10 protein-coding genes and 1 pseudogene are annotated in these 16,609 nt (G+C 71.1%); 8 read left to right on the forward strand and 3 right to left on the reverse strand.

The annotated features are described in order from the left end of the window. Positions 1-10 precede the first annotated feature (10 nt). Positions 11-2,026: a xanthine dehydrogenase family protein molybdopterin-binding subunit gene (locus IOD16_RS10355; protein WP_201439853.1), complete on the reverse strand. Its 2,016-nt coding sequence runs from the start codon at positions 2,024-2,026 to the stop codon at positions 11-13. Continuing rightward, a complete protein-coding gene (locus tag IOD16_RS10360) occupies positions 2,023-2,493 on the reverse strand; it encodes a (2Fe-2S)-binding protein (protein WP_328809442.1) in 471 nt (156 codons plus the stop codon). The genes IOD16_RS10355 and IOD16_RS10360 overlap by 4 nt, the downstream gene beginning before the upstream one ends. A 261-nt stretch (positions 2,494-2,754) precedes the next feature. Between IOD16_RS10360 and IOD16_RS10365 the strand changes: the two genes are divergently transcribed. Next, positions 2,755-4,149, forward strand: coding sequence for a BNR repeat-containing protein (locus IOD16_RS10365; RefSeq protein ID WP_201439855.1), 1,395 nt, complete (start codon positions 2,755-2,757; stop codon positions 4,147-4,149). Between the two features lie 69 nt (positions 4,150-4,218). Here IOD16_RS10365 and IOD16_RS10370 read toward each other — a convergent pair whose 3' ends face one another. Further along, positions 4,219-5,028 (reverse strand): transglycosylase SLT domain-containing protein, encoded by an 810-nt coding sequence (locus IOD16_RS10370; RefSeq protein WP_123742471.1) that lies wholly within the window; start codon positions 5,026-5,028, stop codon positions 4,219-4,221. Between the two features lie 500 nt (positions 5,029-5,528). Here IOD16_RS10370 and IOD16_RS10375 point away from each other — a divergent pair, with 500 nt between their 5' ends. From IOD16_RS10375 to IOD16_RS10405, 7 genes and pseudogenes are all read left to right on the forward strand, one after another. Next, entirely contained in the window at positions 5,529-8,138 is a 2,610-nt protein-coding gene (locus tag IOD16_RS10375) for an ABC transporter substrate-binding protein (RefSeq protein ID WP_201439856.1), read from the forward strand. A 42-nt stretch (positions 8,139-8,180) separates the two neighbouring features. Beyond that, positions 8,181-8,347, forward strand: a pseudogene (locus IOD16_RS40040) (transposase); the annotation flags it as partial. A 177-nt stretch (positions 8,348-8,524) separates the two neighbouring features. Beyond that, positions 8,525-9,022, forward strand: coding sequence for a transposase (locus IOD16_RS10380; RefSeq protein ID WP_201439857.1), 498 nt, complete (start codon positions 8,525-8,527; stop codon positions 9,020-9,022). A gap of 724 nt (positions 9,023-9,746) precedes the next feature. Continuing rightward, complete coding sequence (gene carA / locus IOD16_RS10390) at positions 9,747-10,907, forward strand: glutamine-hydrolyzing carbamoyl-phosphate synthase small subunit (RefSeq protein ID WP_201439859.1); 1,161 nt, start codon at positions 9,747-9,749, stop codon at positions 10,905-10,907. Beyond that, positions 10,900-14,193, forward strand: coding sequence for a carbamoyl-phosphate synthase large subunit (gene carB / locus IOD16_RS10395; RefSeq protein ID WP_201439860.1), 3,294 nt, complete (start codon positions 10,900-10,902; stop codon positions 14,191-14,193). The genes carA and carB overlap by 8 nt, the downstream gene beginning before the upstream one ends. Positions 14,194-14,209: 16 nt before the next feature. After that, positions 14,210-15,931, forward strand: coding sequence for a carbamoyltransferase N-terminal domain-containing protein (locus IOD16_RS10400; RefSeq protein WP_201439861.1), 1,722 nt, complete (start codon positions 14,210-14,212; stop codon positions 15,929-15,931). 290 nt (positions 15,932-16,221) lie between these two features. Then, positions 16,222-16,566, forward strand: a complete 345-nt coding sequence (locus tag IOD16_RS10405) for a hypothetical protein (protein WP_236594871.1) — start codon at positions 16,222-16,224, stop codon at positions 16,564-16,566. The last annotated feature ends 43 nt before the right edge of the window (positions 16,567-16,609 follow it).

Below are 16,609 nucleotides of genomic sequence, written 5' to 3' on the forward strand. Positions count from 1 at the left end.
GACTTCCGCGCTAGCCCACCTCCGCGTTCACCGGCATGCCGGTGACGGGCCGGCCGATGGCCGACGCGATCGCCGCCGCGGCCGGTGGGTAGGCCAGCTCGCCCAGGCCGCCGACGGGCGCGTCCGACCGCACGAGCACCACGTCGATGTCCGGCGCCTGGTCGATGCGCGCCCACGCGTAGTCGCGGAACGAGGACTGCACGACCCTCCCGTCCCGCACGGTGATCTGCGCGCCCGACACCGTGGACAGCGCGTCCATCACGCCGCCCTCGACCTGCGCGCGCACCCCGGACGGGTGCAGCACCGGACCCACGTCGACAGCCGCCGTGACGCGGCGGACCCGGCCCTCGGAGGCGTCCGCGACCACCGCGATCACCGAGCCGTAGTCGTCGTGGCACGCCACACCGCGGGTGAAGCCCGGCCGGACGGCACCGGCCCGCGCCGCCGCCGCGTCCAGCGCCCGCCGCAGCCGCGAGTCGGCGGGCAGCAGCCGACGCCGCAGGTCCACCTGGTCGAGCCCGGCGCGGTGGCCGAGCTCGCTGAGGAAGTTCTCCTCGACGTACTGGAACTGCCCGGCGTAGACCGCGCGCCAGAAGCCGGTGCGCAGCGGTGCGGCCCGCAGCGCCACGTCCACCCGGCCCGGCACGGCGTACGGGAAGTGGTCGCCACCGGCCTTGACGACGGCGGGGTTGTCGAAGAACGGGAAGACGGTCAACGGCCAGGTCGCGACGCCGTGCGCCCGCCACGTCGGCATGCCGGACGCGTCGACCACGGCGGACAGCCGGTGCACCGACATCGGCCGGTACGAGTCGTGCCGCAGGTCGTCGTCACGGGTCCACAGCACGCTCACCGGCGCGCCCGCGACCCGTGAGCAGGCGACGGCCTCCAGCACCGGGTCGGACTCGATCCGCCGGCCGAACGCGCCGCCGGCCAACGTCGCCTCGACCCGCACGTCCGCTTCGGCCAGCCCGAGCTGGCCGGCCAGGGCCCGCCGCAGCGAACCCGGGTCCTGGGTGGGCGCCCACACGGTGAGACCGGTGGCGGTGAGGTACGCCGTGGCGTTCATCGGCTCCATCGGCGCGTGCGCCAGCAGCGGCAGCTTGTAGGTGGCCTCGAACGCCACCGGCCCCGGCGCGGTCGGCACGGCGGGCAGCGCGGCCTCCAGGTCCGCGAGCCACTGCCTGCTGTCCGCGGTCGGCGTGCCGCCGCGCCACGTCACGCGCAACGCCTCACGTCCGCGCAGCGCCTCCGGCACCGACCGGGCGATCACCGCCACCCCGCCCTGGCCGGACGTCGCCGGGTCCAGCGTCGTCACCGCGACCACGCCCGGCACCGCCCTCGCCGCGCGGTCGTCCACCGCGTCGACCAGCGCGCCGATCCACTGCGGACGGAGGACGACGGCGACCAGCGCGCCCGGCGGGCGGGTGTCGATGCCGTACCGGGCCTTGCCGGTCACCACCGCCTTCGCGTCCACCCCGCCGGCGCTGGTGCGGCCGAGCAGGCGCCACCGCTCCGGCGGGGTCAGCGTCACCGGCACGGTCGCCGGGTCCACTGCCGCCGCCTCCCGCGCCAGGTCGCCGTACCGCAGCACGCGCCGCCCGTGGCGGACCGCGCCGTCCCGCGCCGAGCACTCCTCGACGGGCACACCCCACCGGCGCGCGGCGGCCGCGACGAGCAGGCACCGGGCGGTCGCGGCGGCGCGGCGCATCGGCTCGTGGAGCCGGCGTGCGGAGAAGGAGTTGCCGACGCCCTGCGAGCCGAACCGGGCCGGGTCGCCGTGCGCCTGCTCCAGCCGGACGTCGTCCAGGCCGACCGCCAGCTCCTCGGCGACCAGCAGCGCCACCATGGTGCGCACGCCCTGCCCGGAGTCGGGCGTGGGCACGGTCGCGGTGATCCGGCCGCGCTCGTCCACCCGGACGAAGACGTTGGGCGCGAACTCCTCGGCGGCCTCGGCCGCGCTGGGCAGCGCGACGGGCGCGGACACGACCAGCACGCCACCGAGGAACGCGCGTCGGCTGATGCTCACCGCTCACCCCGCTTCAGCTCCGCGGCACGCCGGACGGCCGCCCGCACCCGCGTGTAGGTGCCGCAGCGGCACACGTTGTCGCGCAGGGCGGCGTCGATCTCGGCGTCGTCGGGGTCGGGGTTGGCGGCCAGCAGCGCGACCGTCGACATGATCTGACCCGCCTGGCAGTAGCCGCACTGCGGGACGCCCAGCTCCAGCCAGGCCCGCTGCACCGGGTGGTCCCCGTCCTCCGACAGGCCCTCGATGGTGGTGACGCGCTTGCCGCGCACCTCCTCGACCGGTGTGACGCACGGCCGCGCCGCCTGACCGTCCACAAGGGACGTGCAGGCCCCGCACGCGCCGACCCCGCAGCCGTACTTGGGGCCGAGCAGGCCCAGTTGTTCCCGCAACGCCCACAGCAGCGGCGTCTGCGCGGGCACGTCCACCTCGCGCCGCTCGCCGTTGACGTGCAACCGGTATCGCCCCACCGCGGACCCCTCACGTTCGGCTGCCCTCATCGTGCTGGCGCGTGGACCAGCCGGCAATCATTCGTTCAGCCGCCGGCCGGCGGTCCGGGTACGGCCGTCAGGCGGTTGCGCGCGGGCCTCGGCGGCAGGGCGCGCACGCGCTTCGGCCGCCGGCGCGGTGCGGCGGGGTCGGGGTCGGCCGAGTCGGGCTATGAAACGTTTCACTCCTGTGCGAGAGTCGTGGTCCGCCGCCGTCCCGTCAACCGATCCCCGAGGTCTTCAATGAGGAAGGCACCACTCGCGGCGGCCGTCGTGCTCGCCGCGTCCCTGGTCCAGCCCGGCGTCGCGGACGCCGCGCCGGGCGTCACCCTGTTGTCCGACACGCTGCTCGACCAGTCGGCCCTCTACTTCGTGTCCTACGACGGCCTGGTCAACAACAACGCGTTCCAGGACGCCCTGATCACCTACAACGGCCACCAGTACGCGGCCTGGTACACGGCCGGCCGCAACGCCGTGATCGCCCGGCGGGCGTTGGGCGGCAGCTGGGAGAAGGCGGTGCTGCCGCACCGGCTGAGCGCCGACGACTCGCACAACGTGATCTCGCTGGGCATCTCGCCGCAGGACGGCACCCTGCACGTCGCGATGGACACCCACGACACGCGGCTGCACTACTCGAAGTCCGTGGCGGGGCTGGTGTCACAGCCCGGGTCGCACCCCTGGTCGCCGTCGGTGTTCGGGACCGTGCAGCGGACCCTGGGCGGCGTCGAGCTCGGCGCCATGACCTACCCGCAGTTCGTGGTCACGCCGGAGGGCGCGCTGCAGTTCAGCTTCCGCACCGGCAGGTCGGGCAACGGCGTGAACGAGCTGGCCGAGTACACCGGCGGCGCGTGGCGGAAGCTGGGCGGGTGGTCGTCGGCCACCGGCAGCTACACCGGGCCCAACGGGGTCGTGTCCACGACCCGCAACATGTACCTGCACGGCCTGACCTACGACCGGCGCGGCCGGCTGCACGCGGCGTTCACCTGGCGCGAGGGCAACTCGGGCGTGCTGTGCAATCCCGGCGGGCTGACCAACCACGACACCGGGTACGTCTACAGCGACGACCGCGGCCGGACGTGGCGCAACGCGGCGGGCGCGGTCGTCGGGACCACCGGCGGCACGCGCGTGTCGGTCGGCTCGCCGGGACTGGTCGCGGACCCGCTCGACCCGAACCACGGCCTGATGAACCAGGAGGGCCAGGGCGCGGACTCGACGGGCACGCCCCACGTGGTGATCAGCTACGTGCCGGGCCGGTTCACCCAGTGCGTCTCGAACTACGCGCAGCAGCGCACCCAGTACGGCCGGACGTTCCACGTCGTGCGCGGCTCGAACGGCACGTGGACCAAGCGGGAGGTGCCCGTGGCGCCGGGCAGCACCCAGCGGACGAAGCTCGTCTTCGACCGCGCCGACAACGCCTACCTGGTGATGCCGCGCGGCCGGATCGTGTCGGCGAGCAAGGCCAGCGGGTGGACCGACTGGGCGTTGGTGTTCGACCAGCCGTCGATGAACGCGTTCGGCGAGGTCAACGTCGACACGTCGAGGCTGGCCGCGGACGGCGTGCTGTCGGTCCAGTACCAGCAGCGCTCCAGCGGCACCACGCCGTCGCCGATCCGGGTGGCCGACTTCCGCCTGGGCTGAGCGGCGTCCCCGGGCACGGCGGCGCCGTCGGCGGCCGCCGTGCCCGTGAGCCGCGTCGAGGGGCCGGGCTCAGTACCCGACGTAGCCGGTGCCGGCGTTGATGCCGACGAGACCGGGGTGGTTGCCGAAGCCGCCGTAGCGCGCGTAGGTGTAGCGGACGCCCGCGATGATGTTGTCGACCGGCGCGTAGATGTCGTCGTACCCGGCCAGCTTGTACGTCTGGAACGTCGGGTCGATGCACTGCATCAGGCCCTTGGAGGGTGTGCCGCGGGCGGCGTTGGAGTCCCAGGTGTTGACGGCGTTGGGGTTGCCGTTGGACTCCTTGATGATGATCGTGTAGATCTCGTCGACGCTGCTCTCGTCGATCGCGGTGCCGTTGGCGGCCAGGACGCCGATCGCCTCGCGGATCCACCCCTCGACCTGGCGCTGCTTCGGCGGCTTGCGGGCCTCCTCGGCGTCGCGCGCCTCCTGCGCCGCCTTCTCCTCGGCCGCCTTGCGCGCCGCGTAGCCGTCCTGGGCGATGCCGCTGGCCTGGTTGAACGTGTGCAGCGCGGTCAGCTGCTCCTGGCGGATGATCCGGGCGGTCTCCGAGCCGAGGTCGACGGCGTGCACCGTGTCGACCTTGCCGGTGCGCACCGTCTCGTCCGGCACACCGCCGAGGTCCGCGCCACCGGCCACCGGGCTGAACGTCCCGGTCATCGCGTGGGCCGCGGCCCCGGCGCCGGAGACGATGCCGACGGCGACCGCGACACCGGCGATGCGGCGCGGGAGGACCCGCTCGGCCTCTGCCCGGTGCGCGCCCTTGTAACCGGGCGGCGGCGGGGGTACCTGGAACGTGGTCTGCCCACGTTTGTTCTTGTGACGGACGTGCCGAGCCAAGGGTGCAGCCTCCTGCGGTCGGGGAACTCCGTCACCGGACCTGGCGGGGGATCCAGGTGGACGTGGGCCGTATCGGGGGATGTCGGGCCCGTGTCCCTTCGGTGATGGAACCGTGATCTGCGGCCGAGAACGTAACCGTTCGTGTTTTGCGGAGGCAAGGCATGGACGTTAATGGGTGACACTCGTCACGTTTTCCGAGAGCAACCACTACCGATTGTTGCAGAGAGTGCCACTAACGGGTGAGGACGGTAACGGTGGTGGATCAAGGCGGCCCTGAACGGCCTAGAAGCGCGTCCGCACCGTCACACCGCCGGTGCTCGCCGGGGCTCGAAAGAGGGTGACAGCGGACGGTGACGACCGTTCCCGCGCTCGCCGCAAGAGTGCGGTGACGTGCGGCGACAGTGCCGGAACCGCCCGAACCGGACTGTCCGGACGGCTAAGGTCGGAAGTCCTGCGTCACGCCGGAGAGGGCGGGACGAGGCTGGTCCGCGAGGAGTCCGGTGGCCGAACACGGTGCTGGGGAACGATTATCGTCGGTCGACGTCGTGGACGAGCTGGTGAAGCTCTTGCAGGACCTCACCGAACGACCGCGGTTCGGCGAGCTGCCCGGCCGCCGGGCGGGCGCGCGGGTGAGCGGCGACCGGGGCATCCCGCTGGTCTGCCTGGTGCGCGGCGAGCCCGCCGACGGCCTGCTCCCGGCGCTGCAGGCCCACCTGCGCGGCGCGCACCCCGGCCGGGTGCCGCACGCCTACCACCGCTTCCCCGACGCGACCCCCGGCGTCGAACCGGCCGGGACCAGCACGCTCGAAGCGGTCGGCTCGGTGCTGGTGCGCGTCGCCCGTGACCTGGCGCACGGCGCGAACGACCGCTACGGGCGGCACGAGTTCCGCCGCTTCGAGCTCGTCTACTGGCTGATGAACCAGCGCCTGGACGGCGCCGACCCCGAGTCGGCCGTGACCCTGCTGACCCGGCTGCGGGAGCGGGACCTGGGCCGCCGCAGCGGCGACGACCTCAAGGACGTGCTGGACGACGCCGCCGGGACCGCGCCGTGGTGGGTGCGGCTGGTGGTGCGGCTCGTGCCGTCCTTCCTGTTCCGGGCGAAGCTGCGCGGGCTCGTGCCGGGCAGCGAGTACCGGTGGCTGCTGCGCCAGCCCTACCTCGCGCCGCACGACCCGGGCACGTTCATCGGCTTCGCCGAGCGGCTGACCTCCGCGCTGGTGCCGGGTCAGAGCGCCGAGCCGCGCGAGGACACCGGCCAACTGGCCAAGCTGCTGGTCAACGCGTTCCTGGAGGACGTGCGCCGCGCCTACCGCCGGTCGTGGTGGCGGATCAGGTCGGCCCGCCGCACCGTGTACCCGGTCGTGCTGCTGGACGGCATCCGCCGCGACAACGGCGGCTACGCCGTGCTGAAGATCATCAACGACGTGCGCAACGACACCGGCGCGTTCGACCCGCTGGTGATCATCAGCGGCAGCGCCAAGGTCCCGCCGGACGCGGAGACCACCGCCGAGCGCGAACCGGCTCCGGTGAGCCAGGCGAGCCACGCCTACGAGACGTGGGCGCGCAAGCTGGCCACCGACAGCCGGGCGCGCCGGCCCACCGCGTGGTTCCTGCCGTTGCAGGTGCCCGACGTGCGCGTCGTGCGCGGCGAGGTGCCGCCCACGGCCACGCTGTCCGTGCGGCAGGCCCCGGTCTGGTCGCGCACGTCGGTGCTCGCGATCGTGGTGCTGCTGCTGGTCGCGTCGGTGGCCACGGTCGGCTACCGGCACGTGCGCGACGTCGTCGCGGCGAACGAGTCGTGGCGCTACGAGCACTGCGGGCTGGACCGCGACAACCCCGACGCGCACACCCTCAAGCGGATCGGCGACGACTGCGTCGGCGTCACCACGGGGCAGGTGCCGCTGTTCGGCCAGGCCGACAGCGAGGACCTCACGCGCTTCAACCGCGTCCAGGACCTGATCGTCCGGCAGAACCGGCTGGTGCTGGAAGCGCACGCGCGCGACCCCGGCCGCCCCTACGCGACCGTCGTGTACGTCTCGGCGATGGGCGCGGCCCGTGACGCGCTGGCCAGCAACACCGCCCGGCTCGTCGGGGTCGCGGCCAGGCAGGCGCGGCAGCTCGACCGGACGGACTCCGACGAGCCGCTGGTCCGTATCCTGCTCGGCAACGCCGGGTCGGCCATGCAGCACGGCGACGCGGTCGCCGGCACGCTCCGGTCGATGCTGGAGAAGGACAAGAGCATCATCGGCGTGCTCGGCATGGCGTTGAGCAGCACGCCGACCAGGAACACGATCACCGTGCTCGGCGAGGTCGGCCTGCCGGTGGTCGCCGCGACCCTGTCGGACGACGCGATGCCCACCGCGTCGCGGATGTACTTCCAGATCTCGCCGACCAACGACCGCCAGGCGCAGGTCGCGGCGCGGCACGTGCGCGCGGCCTACCCCGACAAGCGGGGCGTGGTGATCGTGCACTCCAGCGACGAGGCGGACTCCTACGCGGCCAACCTGCGCCTGGACGTGGCGGCGCGGTTCGACGAGCAGGGCCTGCGGGTGCGCGACGAGCCCTACCAGCCGTCGTCGGCGGGGCAGGGCTCCGACGCCAGGCGGCTCGGCCAGTCGCTGTGCGAGGTCGGCGACGACGAGGTGGTGTTCTTCGCCGGCCGGCCCGCGGACTTCGGCAAGCTGATGGACGGGGTGAGCGCCGGGTGCAAGGGCGACCCGCCGGCGCTGCTCGCGGGTGACGACATCGCCCGCTACGCCGCCGACGACACGTTGCGCGGCCGGCACCCGGAGATCCCGTTCGAGTACGTGTCGTTCGCTATCGGGGCCAAGGGCTGCGCGGCGGCGACGGAGATGAACCAGGCGTTGCGGGTGCTCGTGCCGGAGGAGTGCGAAGGTGGCGCGAACCCGTCGCTGGACGGGCACGCCGCGCTGACCTACGACGCCCTGTACCTGTTCGTGCACGCCATGATCCAGCTCGGGGACATCCCCGTCTCACCCGGCCACATTTGGACGGGATGGCGGACCTCGGCGGTGACGATGTGTTGCCGGCGCGATCAGCTTCGCGGGCGGCCAGGCCGGTCGACAAGTTCACCGCCGTGCTCCGGGTAACCGATGGCAAGGCGCCCACCTCGCTGGCCTCGTGAGTACTGGTCGGAGTGGGCGGCGATGTGCTCGATCGCGGAGACGTTTCGGGGTGTCCGGCGAGACGCTGCGCAACTGGGTGCTGCATACCCGAGGTCGACGGTGGGCAGCGTGCGGGGACCACGACGGAGGAGTCCGCGGAGCTGAAGCGGTTGCGCCGAAAGAATGCTGAGCTCAGCTGCAGATGGTCGCGCAGCAGGTGCACGTGGTGCGGCACCTGCCTGGAGGGTTTCAGTACCCGTTTCCGAGCTTGAGCTGGTGAAGGCCCCTTTGGTGCGCAGACGAGGAACTCCTGGTAGATCGGACGTTGTCGAAGCGCCGCTCTGCCAGGAGTTCCGTTGTTATCGTGCCCGATGCCCGCGGGCGGTTCCGTCGCGGGTGCCCCGTGCTGTCGTCTGTCCGCCTCCCACCGGTCCACCGAACGGACGGCCCGGCATCCCACCGACGTCACCGACGCCCAGTGGGTCAAGCTGGACCCGTTGCTGCCCGATCCGTCGTGCCTATCGGGTCGGGGTGGGCGGTGGGAGGGGCACTGCCGCCGGCTGCTCGACGCGTTGCGCGACCGCGTCCGACTCGCAGAGGGGCGGGAGGCGGCGCCGTCGGCGGCGATCGTGGACTCGCAGCCGGTGCGCGCGGCCGAGACCGTCGGCCGGGCCACGCGCGGTTGGGACGGCGGGAAGAAGGTCGCCGGTCGCAAGCGGCGCATCGTTGTGGACACCCTCGGCTTGCTGTTGGCCGTGTTGGTGACGCCTGCCTCGACGCAGGACCGGGTCGCCGCCCGCAGCCTGCTGCGCCGGATGCGCGACACCGCCGGCGGGCGAGTCCGTCTGGTGTGGGCCGACGGCGCCTAGACCGGCCCTCTGATCGACTGGGCACGAAAGACACTTCGTCTGGTCGTCGAGATCGTCCAACGCCCGCAAGTGCCGTACTTCACCGTGCTGCCCCGCAGGTGGGTGGTGGAGCGCACCCTGGCGTGGATTACCGGACATCGCCGCTGCGTCCGCGACTATGAACGGCTCCGTCATCACCGCGAGGCCATGGTCCGCTGGTCCATGATCCGCATCACCACCCGCCGACTCACCCAACAGCAGTAGCTCGGAAACAGCTACTTACAGCCAGCCGAGATATGGTCAGGAATTCGACTTCACACCGAATGCTTTGACCCATTCGAGTGAATCTATCGCCGGAGCGGTTCCCGTGGCGCGGATCGTCTGGCAATGATGGAGCGCGAGCTTTGGGGTCACCGGAAGCGGGCGTCAATTTCCGCTCGAGGGGTATCCGCTTTTCACACGCACAATTGGGGGAATCGTTATGGCGCGCAGGCTGACGCTCGTGCTCGTTCGGTCGATACTCGCGTCGACGTATCGGGGGCTTTCCGGCCGTTCGCCGAGTTAACGCGTGGACCTTCGGGGTCGACCGGTTTCCCGCTGACCTGTCGGACCACCGCTTCCCCTGCTCACACATGTCCGTCGATCGGATCCGATAGTCGTTGAAGACCCGTTCGGTCGGAACGGGTGGGTTTTGCTGCCCAAAATACCTCTGTCGGACACTGGAAATGCATTTGGGAGGTGGCGTATGGCTGTGATCACGACGCCCGGACGTAGTCCCTCGTTGTTGGTGCTCGAGGACGGGCGCGAATTTCGTGGCCGATCCTACGGTGCCACCGGGCAGACTTTCGGCGAAGCGGTGTTCTTCACCGGGATGACCGGCTACCAGGAGACGCTTACCGACCCGTCCTACCACCGCCAGATCGTGGTGCAGACCGCTCCGCAGATCGGCAACACCGGGTGGAACGACGAGGACGACGAGTCGTCCCGCATCTGGGTCGCCGGTTACGTCGTCCGCGAACCCGCCAGGCTCGCCTCCAACTGGCGCAGTCGCGGCAGTCTCGACGACGAGCTGGTCCGCCACGGTGTCGTGGGCATCAGCGGCGTCGACACCCGGGCGATCACCCGCCACCTGCGCGACCGGGGTGCGCTGCGCGCGGGCATCTTCTCCGGCGCGGCGCTCGCGGACGTCGACGTGCTCGTCGACCGGGTGCGGGCGCGCCCGGGAATGGTCGGCGCCGACCTCGCTGGCGAGGTCACGGCGCCGCACCCGTACACCGCGCCGGCCGGGGGCGGTGGCGACCGGCGGTTCCGGGTCGCCGCGTTGGACTTGGGCGTCAAGCGGACCATGTTGCGCGAGCTGACCAGGCGCGGCGTCGAGGTGTGCGTGCTGCCTGCGCATGCGGACGCCGAGGACCTGTTCGCCCTGGAGGTCGACGGCGTGTTCGTGTCCAATGGACCCGGCGACCCGGCGACCACCGGGCACGCGGCCCGGTTGGTCCGGGCGGCGCTGGAGCGGCGGATTCCGCTGTTCGGCATCTGCTTCGGACACCAGGTGCTCGGTCGGGCGCTGGGGTTCGACACCTACAAGCTCGACTTCGGCCACCACGGCGTCAACCTGCCGGTGAAGGACCGGCGCACCGGCCGCGTCGAGATTACCTCGCACAACCATGGGTTCGCCGTGCGCGCGCCGCTCGACGAGGTCACGCGGACGCCGTTCGGCCGTGTCGAGGTCAGTCACGTGTGCCTCAACGACGGCGTCATCGAGGGCTTGCGCTGCCTGGACGTGCCCGCGCTCAGCCTCCAGTACCACCCGGAGGCAGCGGCCGGACCGCACGACGCCGCGCACTCGTTCGACGAGTTCGTCGCGACGATGGCCGCGTCGACGTCGGAGGCCACGCGTGCCTAGACGATCTGACCTGTCCTCGGTGCTGGTCATCGGATCCGGTCCGATCGCGATCGGGCAGGCGTGCGAGTTCGACTACTCGGGCACCCAGGCGTGCCGGGTGCTCGCCGACGAGGGTTTGCGCGTGGTGCTGGTCAACTCCAACCCGGCGACGATCATGACCGACCCGGAGTTCGCCGACGTGACCTACGTCGAGCCGATCACCCCCGAGTACGTAGAGAAGATCATCGCGCGGGAACGCCCGGACGCGCTGCTGCCGACCCTGGGCGGCCAGACCGGGCTCAACACCGCGATGGCGCTGGCGCGTTCCGGCGTGCTGGAGCGCTACGGCGTCGAGCTGATCGGCGCGAGTGCGGATGCGATCGCCTCCGGCGAGGACCGGCAGAAGTTCCGCGAGATCGTCGATCTGGTCGGCACGAGCCTGCCCGCCGCGACCTCGGCGCGCTCGGTCATCTGCCATTCCCTGGCCGAGTGCCTGGCCGCGGTCGGCGAGGTCGGTGGGTTCCCAGTCGTCGTGCGGCCGTCGTTCACGATGGGCGGCGCGGGGTCCGGGATCGTGTCCGACGAGGCCTCGTTGGCCCTGGTGGCAGGCCAGGGCCTGCACCTCTCCTCGATCGGGGAGGTGCTGATTGAGGAGAGCGTGCGGGGGTGGAAGGAGTACGAGCTCGAGCTGATGCGCGATCGCGACGACAACGTCGTTGTCGTTTGCTCGATCGAGAACATCGACCCGATGGGCGTGCACACCGGCGACTCGATCACGGTCGCGCCCGCGATGACGCTGACCGACCGCGAGTATCAGCGGTTGCGGGACATCGGCATCGCGGTGATCCGCGAGGTAGGGGTGAACACCGGCGGCTGCAACATCCAGTTCGCGGTCAATCCCGCCGACGGCCGGATCGTGGTGATCGAAATGAACCCGCGCGTGTCGAGGTCGAGCGCGTTGGCGTCCAAGGCGACCGGGTTCCCGATCGCCAAGATCGCCACGAAGCTCGCCATCGGCTACGCGTTGGACGAGATCGTCAACGACATCACTGGACGAACCCCGGCGAGCTTCGAGCCCGCGTTGGACTACGTGGTGGTGAAGGTGCCGCGCTTCGCGTTCGAGAAGTTCCCCGGCGCGGACACCTCTTTGACCACCGCCATGAAGAGCGTCGGCGAGGCGATGGCGATCGGCCGATCGTTCCCCGAGGCGCTGCAGAAGGCGCTGCGGTCACTGGACCGGCGAGGCGGCGAGCTGTCCTGGGCCGCGCAGCCGCAGGGATCCGTGGCGGATGCGCTCGCCGAGGCGGCGGTGCCGACCGAGGGTCGGCTCGACGCAGTGCTGCGAGCGCTCCAGCTCGGCGCCGCTGTGGCGGAAGTGGTCCAGATCACCGGGATCGACCCGTGGTTCGTCGACCAGCTCGCGCTGCTGGACGAGGTCGCGGCCGGGCTCGCGGCGGCGACCGAGTTGGACGGCGACGTGCTCGCCCACGCGAAGCGGCACGGCTTCTCCGACGAGCAGATCGGCGCCATCAGGTCAATCGAGCCTGCCACGGTTCGCGAACTGAGGCACGCCAACGGAATTCGACCGGTGTACAAGACAGTAGACACGTGCGCCGCCGAGTTCGACGCACGCACGCCGTACCACTACTCGTCCTACGACGACGAGACCGAGGTGCGGTCGAGGACGGCACCCGCCGTTCTCATCCTCGGCTCGGGGCCCAACCGCATCGGCCAGGGCATCGAGTTCGACTACTCGTGCGTGCACGCCTGCCTCGCGCTGCGCGAGGCGGGGTACGAGGCTGTGATGGTCAACTGCAACCCGGAGACCGTGTCCACCGACTACGACACGTCCGACCGGCTGTACTTCGAGCCGTTGACGCTGGAGGACGTGCTGGAGGTCGTCCACGCCGAGCGGCTGGCCGGTCCAGTCGCGGGCGTCATCGTCCAGCTCGGCGGGCAGACCCCGCTGCGGCTGGCTGCGGAACTCCAGCGGGCGGGCGTGCCGGTGGTCGGCACGTCGCCGACCGCGATCCACCTCGCAGAAGACCGCGCGGAGTTCGGGAAGCTGCTGGGACGTTTGGGTCTGCGCGCCCCGCGGCATGACTCGGCCGTGTCCTTCCTCCAGGCTAGGGACATCGCCGCACGGATTGGGTATCCGGTCCTGCTGCGACCGTCCTACGTGCTCGGCGGGCGCGGCATGGAGATCGTCTACGACGACGACGCGCTGCGCGACTACATCGGCCGGGCCACCGAGATCTCGCCCCGGCACCCCGTTCTGGTGGACGAGTTCCTCGACGACGCGGTGGAGATCGACGTGGACGCCCTGTACGACGGCGTGGAGCTGTACCTCGGTGGGGTGATGGAGCACGTCGAGCAGGCTGGTGTCCACTCGGGTGACTCGGCGTGCGCGCTGCCGCCGTTCTCGCTGGCTGGCTCGCAGCTCGCCCGACTGCGCGAGCACACCGAAACCCTCTCGCGCGGCCTTGGGGTGCGCGGCCTGGTCAACATCCAGTTCGCGCTCGCGGCGGGCGTCCTGCACGTGCTGGAGGTTAACCCGAGGGCATCGCGGACCGTGCCGTTCGTGTCCAAGGCGACCGCCGTGCCGCTCGCCAAGGCTGCGGCCCGGATCTCGCTGGGCGCGACGATCGCAGGGCTTCGCGCGGAAGGTCTGCTGCCCGCAACCGGGGACGGCACGCCCCCGCCTGGGCACGTCGCGGTGAAGGAGGCCGTGCTGCCCTGGAACAGGTTCCGGGACGTGCGCGGCCTCGGCGTGGACACCGTGCTCGGACCGGAGATGCGGTCGACCGGCGAGGTGATGGGCATCGACGTCGACTTCGCAGGCGCGTTCGCCAAGGCCCAGACGGCGGCGGGATTGCGGCTGCCGGACCGGGGAACGGTGTTCGTCTCGCTGGACGAAGAGCACCGGCGCTCAGGCGTCGGACCGGTCAAAGCGCTGGTGGAACTGGGGTTCAACGTCATCGCCACCGAGCGGACGGCGGAGTGGCTGCGGCACGACGGGGTCGACGTCGAGGTGGCGCCGATCGACGGCGCGGCCGAACTGGTCGACCGGCGGGTGGTCGATCTGGTGGTCACCACGGTGTCCAACAGGCCGGTCCAGCCGGGCGGACGGGCACTGCGAGTCGCCGCCGCCGCACGGGGCGTGCCGTGCGTGACGACCGTGCCCGGTCTGCTGGCGACGGTCCGGGCCGTCCGGTCCGGTGCCGATCGCGACTCCGACGTGCTGCCGCTACAAGAGCTGCACTCCCTGCACACCAAGGCCGTCCGCGCGTCGGTCGCACCGGATTGAGGAGGAGTCGACCACCGTGATCGTCTGTGGTTTGAAGTTGACGCACGACGGAGCCGTCGCCCTGCTGCACGGAGACAAGCTCGTGTTCAGCATTGAGATGGAGAAACTCGGCAACGGCGCGAGGTACAGCCCGGTGGCCGACCTCGACGTCGTGCCGAAGCTGCTGGCCGACTACGGCTACCGGATCTCCGACGTCGACCAGTGGATCATCGACGGCTGGGACGGCTCGAAGCACGGCATCGCCGAACTGTCCAACGATGGCACGCCGGTGACGATCCGGGTCGCACCGTACCGGGAGAACGACGCCGTGCCGGATCTGCTGACCCCGGGCTACACCGGGAAGTTCCGCATCGGCGACGAGGTCTTGCCCTACACGAGCTTCCTGCACGTGACGGGACACCTGGTCAGCGCCTACTGCTCCAGCGACTTCGCCAAGCGCGGCGAGCCGTCGTTCGTGCTGGTGTGGGACGGCGGTATGTTTCCCCGGCTGTACTTCGTCGACCCGGACACCGGGGTGAGCAACGGCGGTGAGCTGTTCCCGCTGATCGGCCACGGCTACGCCACCGCGGCGCACCACTTCGGGCCGTTCCGCAGGCACGACGAGTCGCGGACGGTGGACGATCTGTCCGTCGCTGGCAAGCTCATGGCCTACATCGCCCTGGGCACGCCCCGTCCCGATGTGCTGCGGGTGCTGGCCGAGCTGTTCGACGAGCACTTCGAGGCGGACACGCCGAAAGCCCAGGCGTACCGAACCGCGATCGGCGGGTGGGGCAGCAACTCCGAACCCTCCCTGCACTACGTGCACGCGTTCTTCCGGGACGTGCGCACCCGCGTCGACGAGCTGGGCGCGAACGACGAGGACGTGCTGGCCTCCGTGCACACATTCCTGGAAGGCCTGCTCGTCGAGCGGATCACCGAGAAGGTGACCCGGTGGAAGGGTGATGGTCCCTGGAACCTCTGCTTCATCGGCGGGTGCGCGCTCAACATCAAGTGGAACAGCGCGTTGCGCGCACTACCCGTCTTCGCCGGGGTGTGGGTGCCGCCGTTCCCGAACGATTCGGGTTCGGCGATCGGCACCGCGTCCGCCGGTCTGGCCGGCCAGTTCGGGCTCCGCGCGATCGACTGGCATCCACGCAGCGGTCCGGCGCTCGTGCCGACCGGAAAGGTCCCGGAGGGCTGGGACGTCTCGCCGTGCACACCGGCCGAACTGGCCGCGATCCTGCACGAGACCGGCCGACCGGTGGTGCTGCTTAACGGTCGCGCCGAACTCGGCCCGCGCGCGCTCGGCGGTCGCAGCATCATCGCGCCCGCCACGGACCCCGGGATGAAGGACGAGTTGAACCGGGTCAAGTTCCGGGAGAGCTACCGTCCCGTCGCGCCGATCTGCCTCACCGAGTTCGCGCCGGACATCTTCTCGCCCGGCACGCCGGATCCGCACATGCTGTTCGACCACCGGGTCCGACCGGACTGGGTGGACCGGGTGCCCGCGATCCTGCACTTGGACGGCACGGCACGGCTGCAAACCGTCAGCACCGGGGACGACCCGACCCTGGAGGCGATCTTGCGCGCTTACTACCTGCTCAGCGGGATTCCCGTGCTGTGCAACACGAGCGCCAACCTCAACGGCAGCGGCTTCTTCCCGGACGTGGACTCCGCCCTGGCGTGGGGCCGCGTCGGTTTGGTGTGGAGCGAGGGAACGCTCTACCGCCGCACCGCCGTCGAAGCGGCTTCGGTCTGAGACCGCATCTCATTTGGAGTGCTACAGGGTGGGCGAGATCTCGATCAGCGATGAACGAAGTGGAGCAGTGGTGCCCGGAACGGTTGTGGCTGTTGGCGAAGACGTTGCTGCACGACGCGCCGCAACGCCATTAGGGTGGGGCCGTCGTCGGCTGGGCCGGACTGTGTTGGCGGCCGTCCCTTACGTGCTCCGGACCGGCTGTACATGGTCGGTGCCACCCGCCTCATTCGGGATCAATTCGCCCTCCGCCCACCGCGCATCGCCGGTTCGCCGAGTTGATCGAGGCGGACGTGCTCGCCCGACTGCACCGTACGACGCTGGACCTGCTCGGCTTCGCCGGGACGATCGACTGGTCGCGGGTGTCGGTGGACAGCGTGCACGTCCGCGCGGTCAACGGGGGGATCCGACTGGCCCAGCCCGGTCGACCGGGGCAAACCCGGCTCGAAGATCCACGAGGTGAGCGACTGCGGCGGCATCCCGCTGACCATGGCGGTCGGGGCGTCATCGCCCGGATCGCCCGCTGCTACGAACGCAACGCGGCCCACTTCACCGCGTTCACCCAGCCGGCCTGCACGGTGATCTGCCACCGCCGAGCCGACGAGTTGGACCTGTTGCCCCACAACACCCCCGAATGAGATGTGGTCCAAGCTCGGCACACCACGAAGGTCCGACCCCTCC

This window comes from Saccharothrix sp. 6-C, from assembly GCF_016695385.1.
Lineage (GTDB): Bacteria > Actinomycetota > Actinomycetes > Mycobacteriales > Pseudonocardiaceae > Actinosynnema > Actinosynnema texasense.

Bases quoted from the DNA above. Each gene is read 5' to 3' on its own strand.
- IOD16_RS10365 (WP_201439855.1), top strand. From the start codon at position 2,755: ATGAGGAAGGCACCACTCGCGGCGGCCGTCGTGCTCGCCGCGTCCCTG.
- IOD16_RS10380 (WP_201439857.1), top strand. From the start codon at position 8,525: ATGCCCGCGGGCGGTTCCGTCGCGGGTGCCCCGTGCTGTCGTCTGTCC.
- carA (WP_201439859.1), top strand. From the start codon at position 9,747: ATGGCTGTGATCACGACGCCCGGACGTAGTCCCTCGTTGTTGGTGCTC.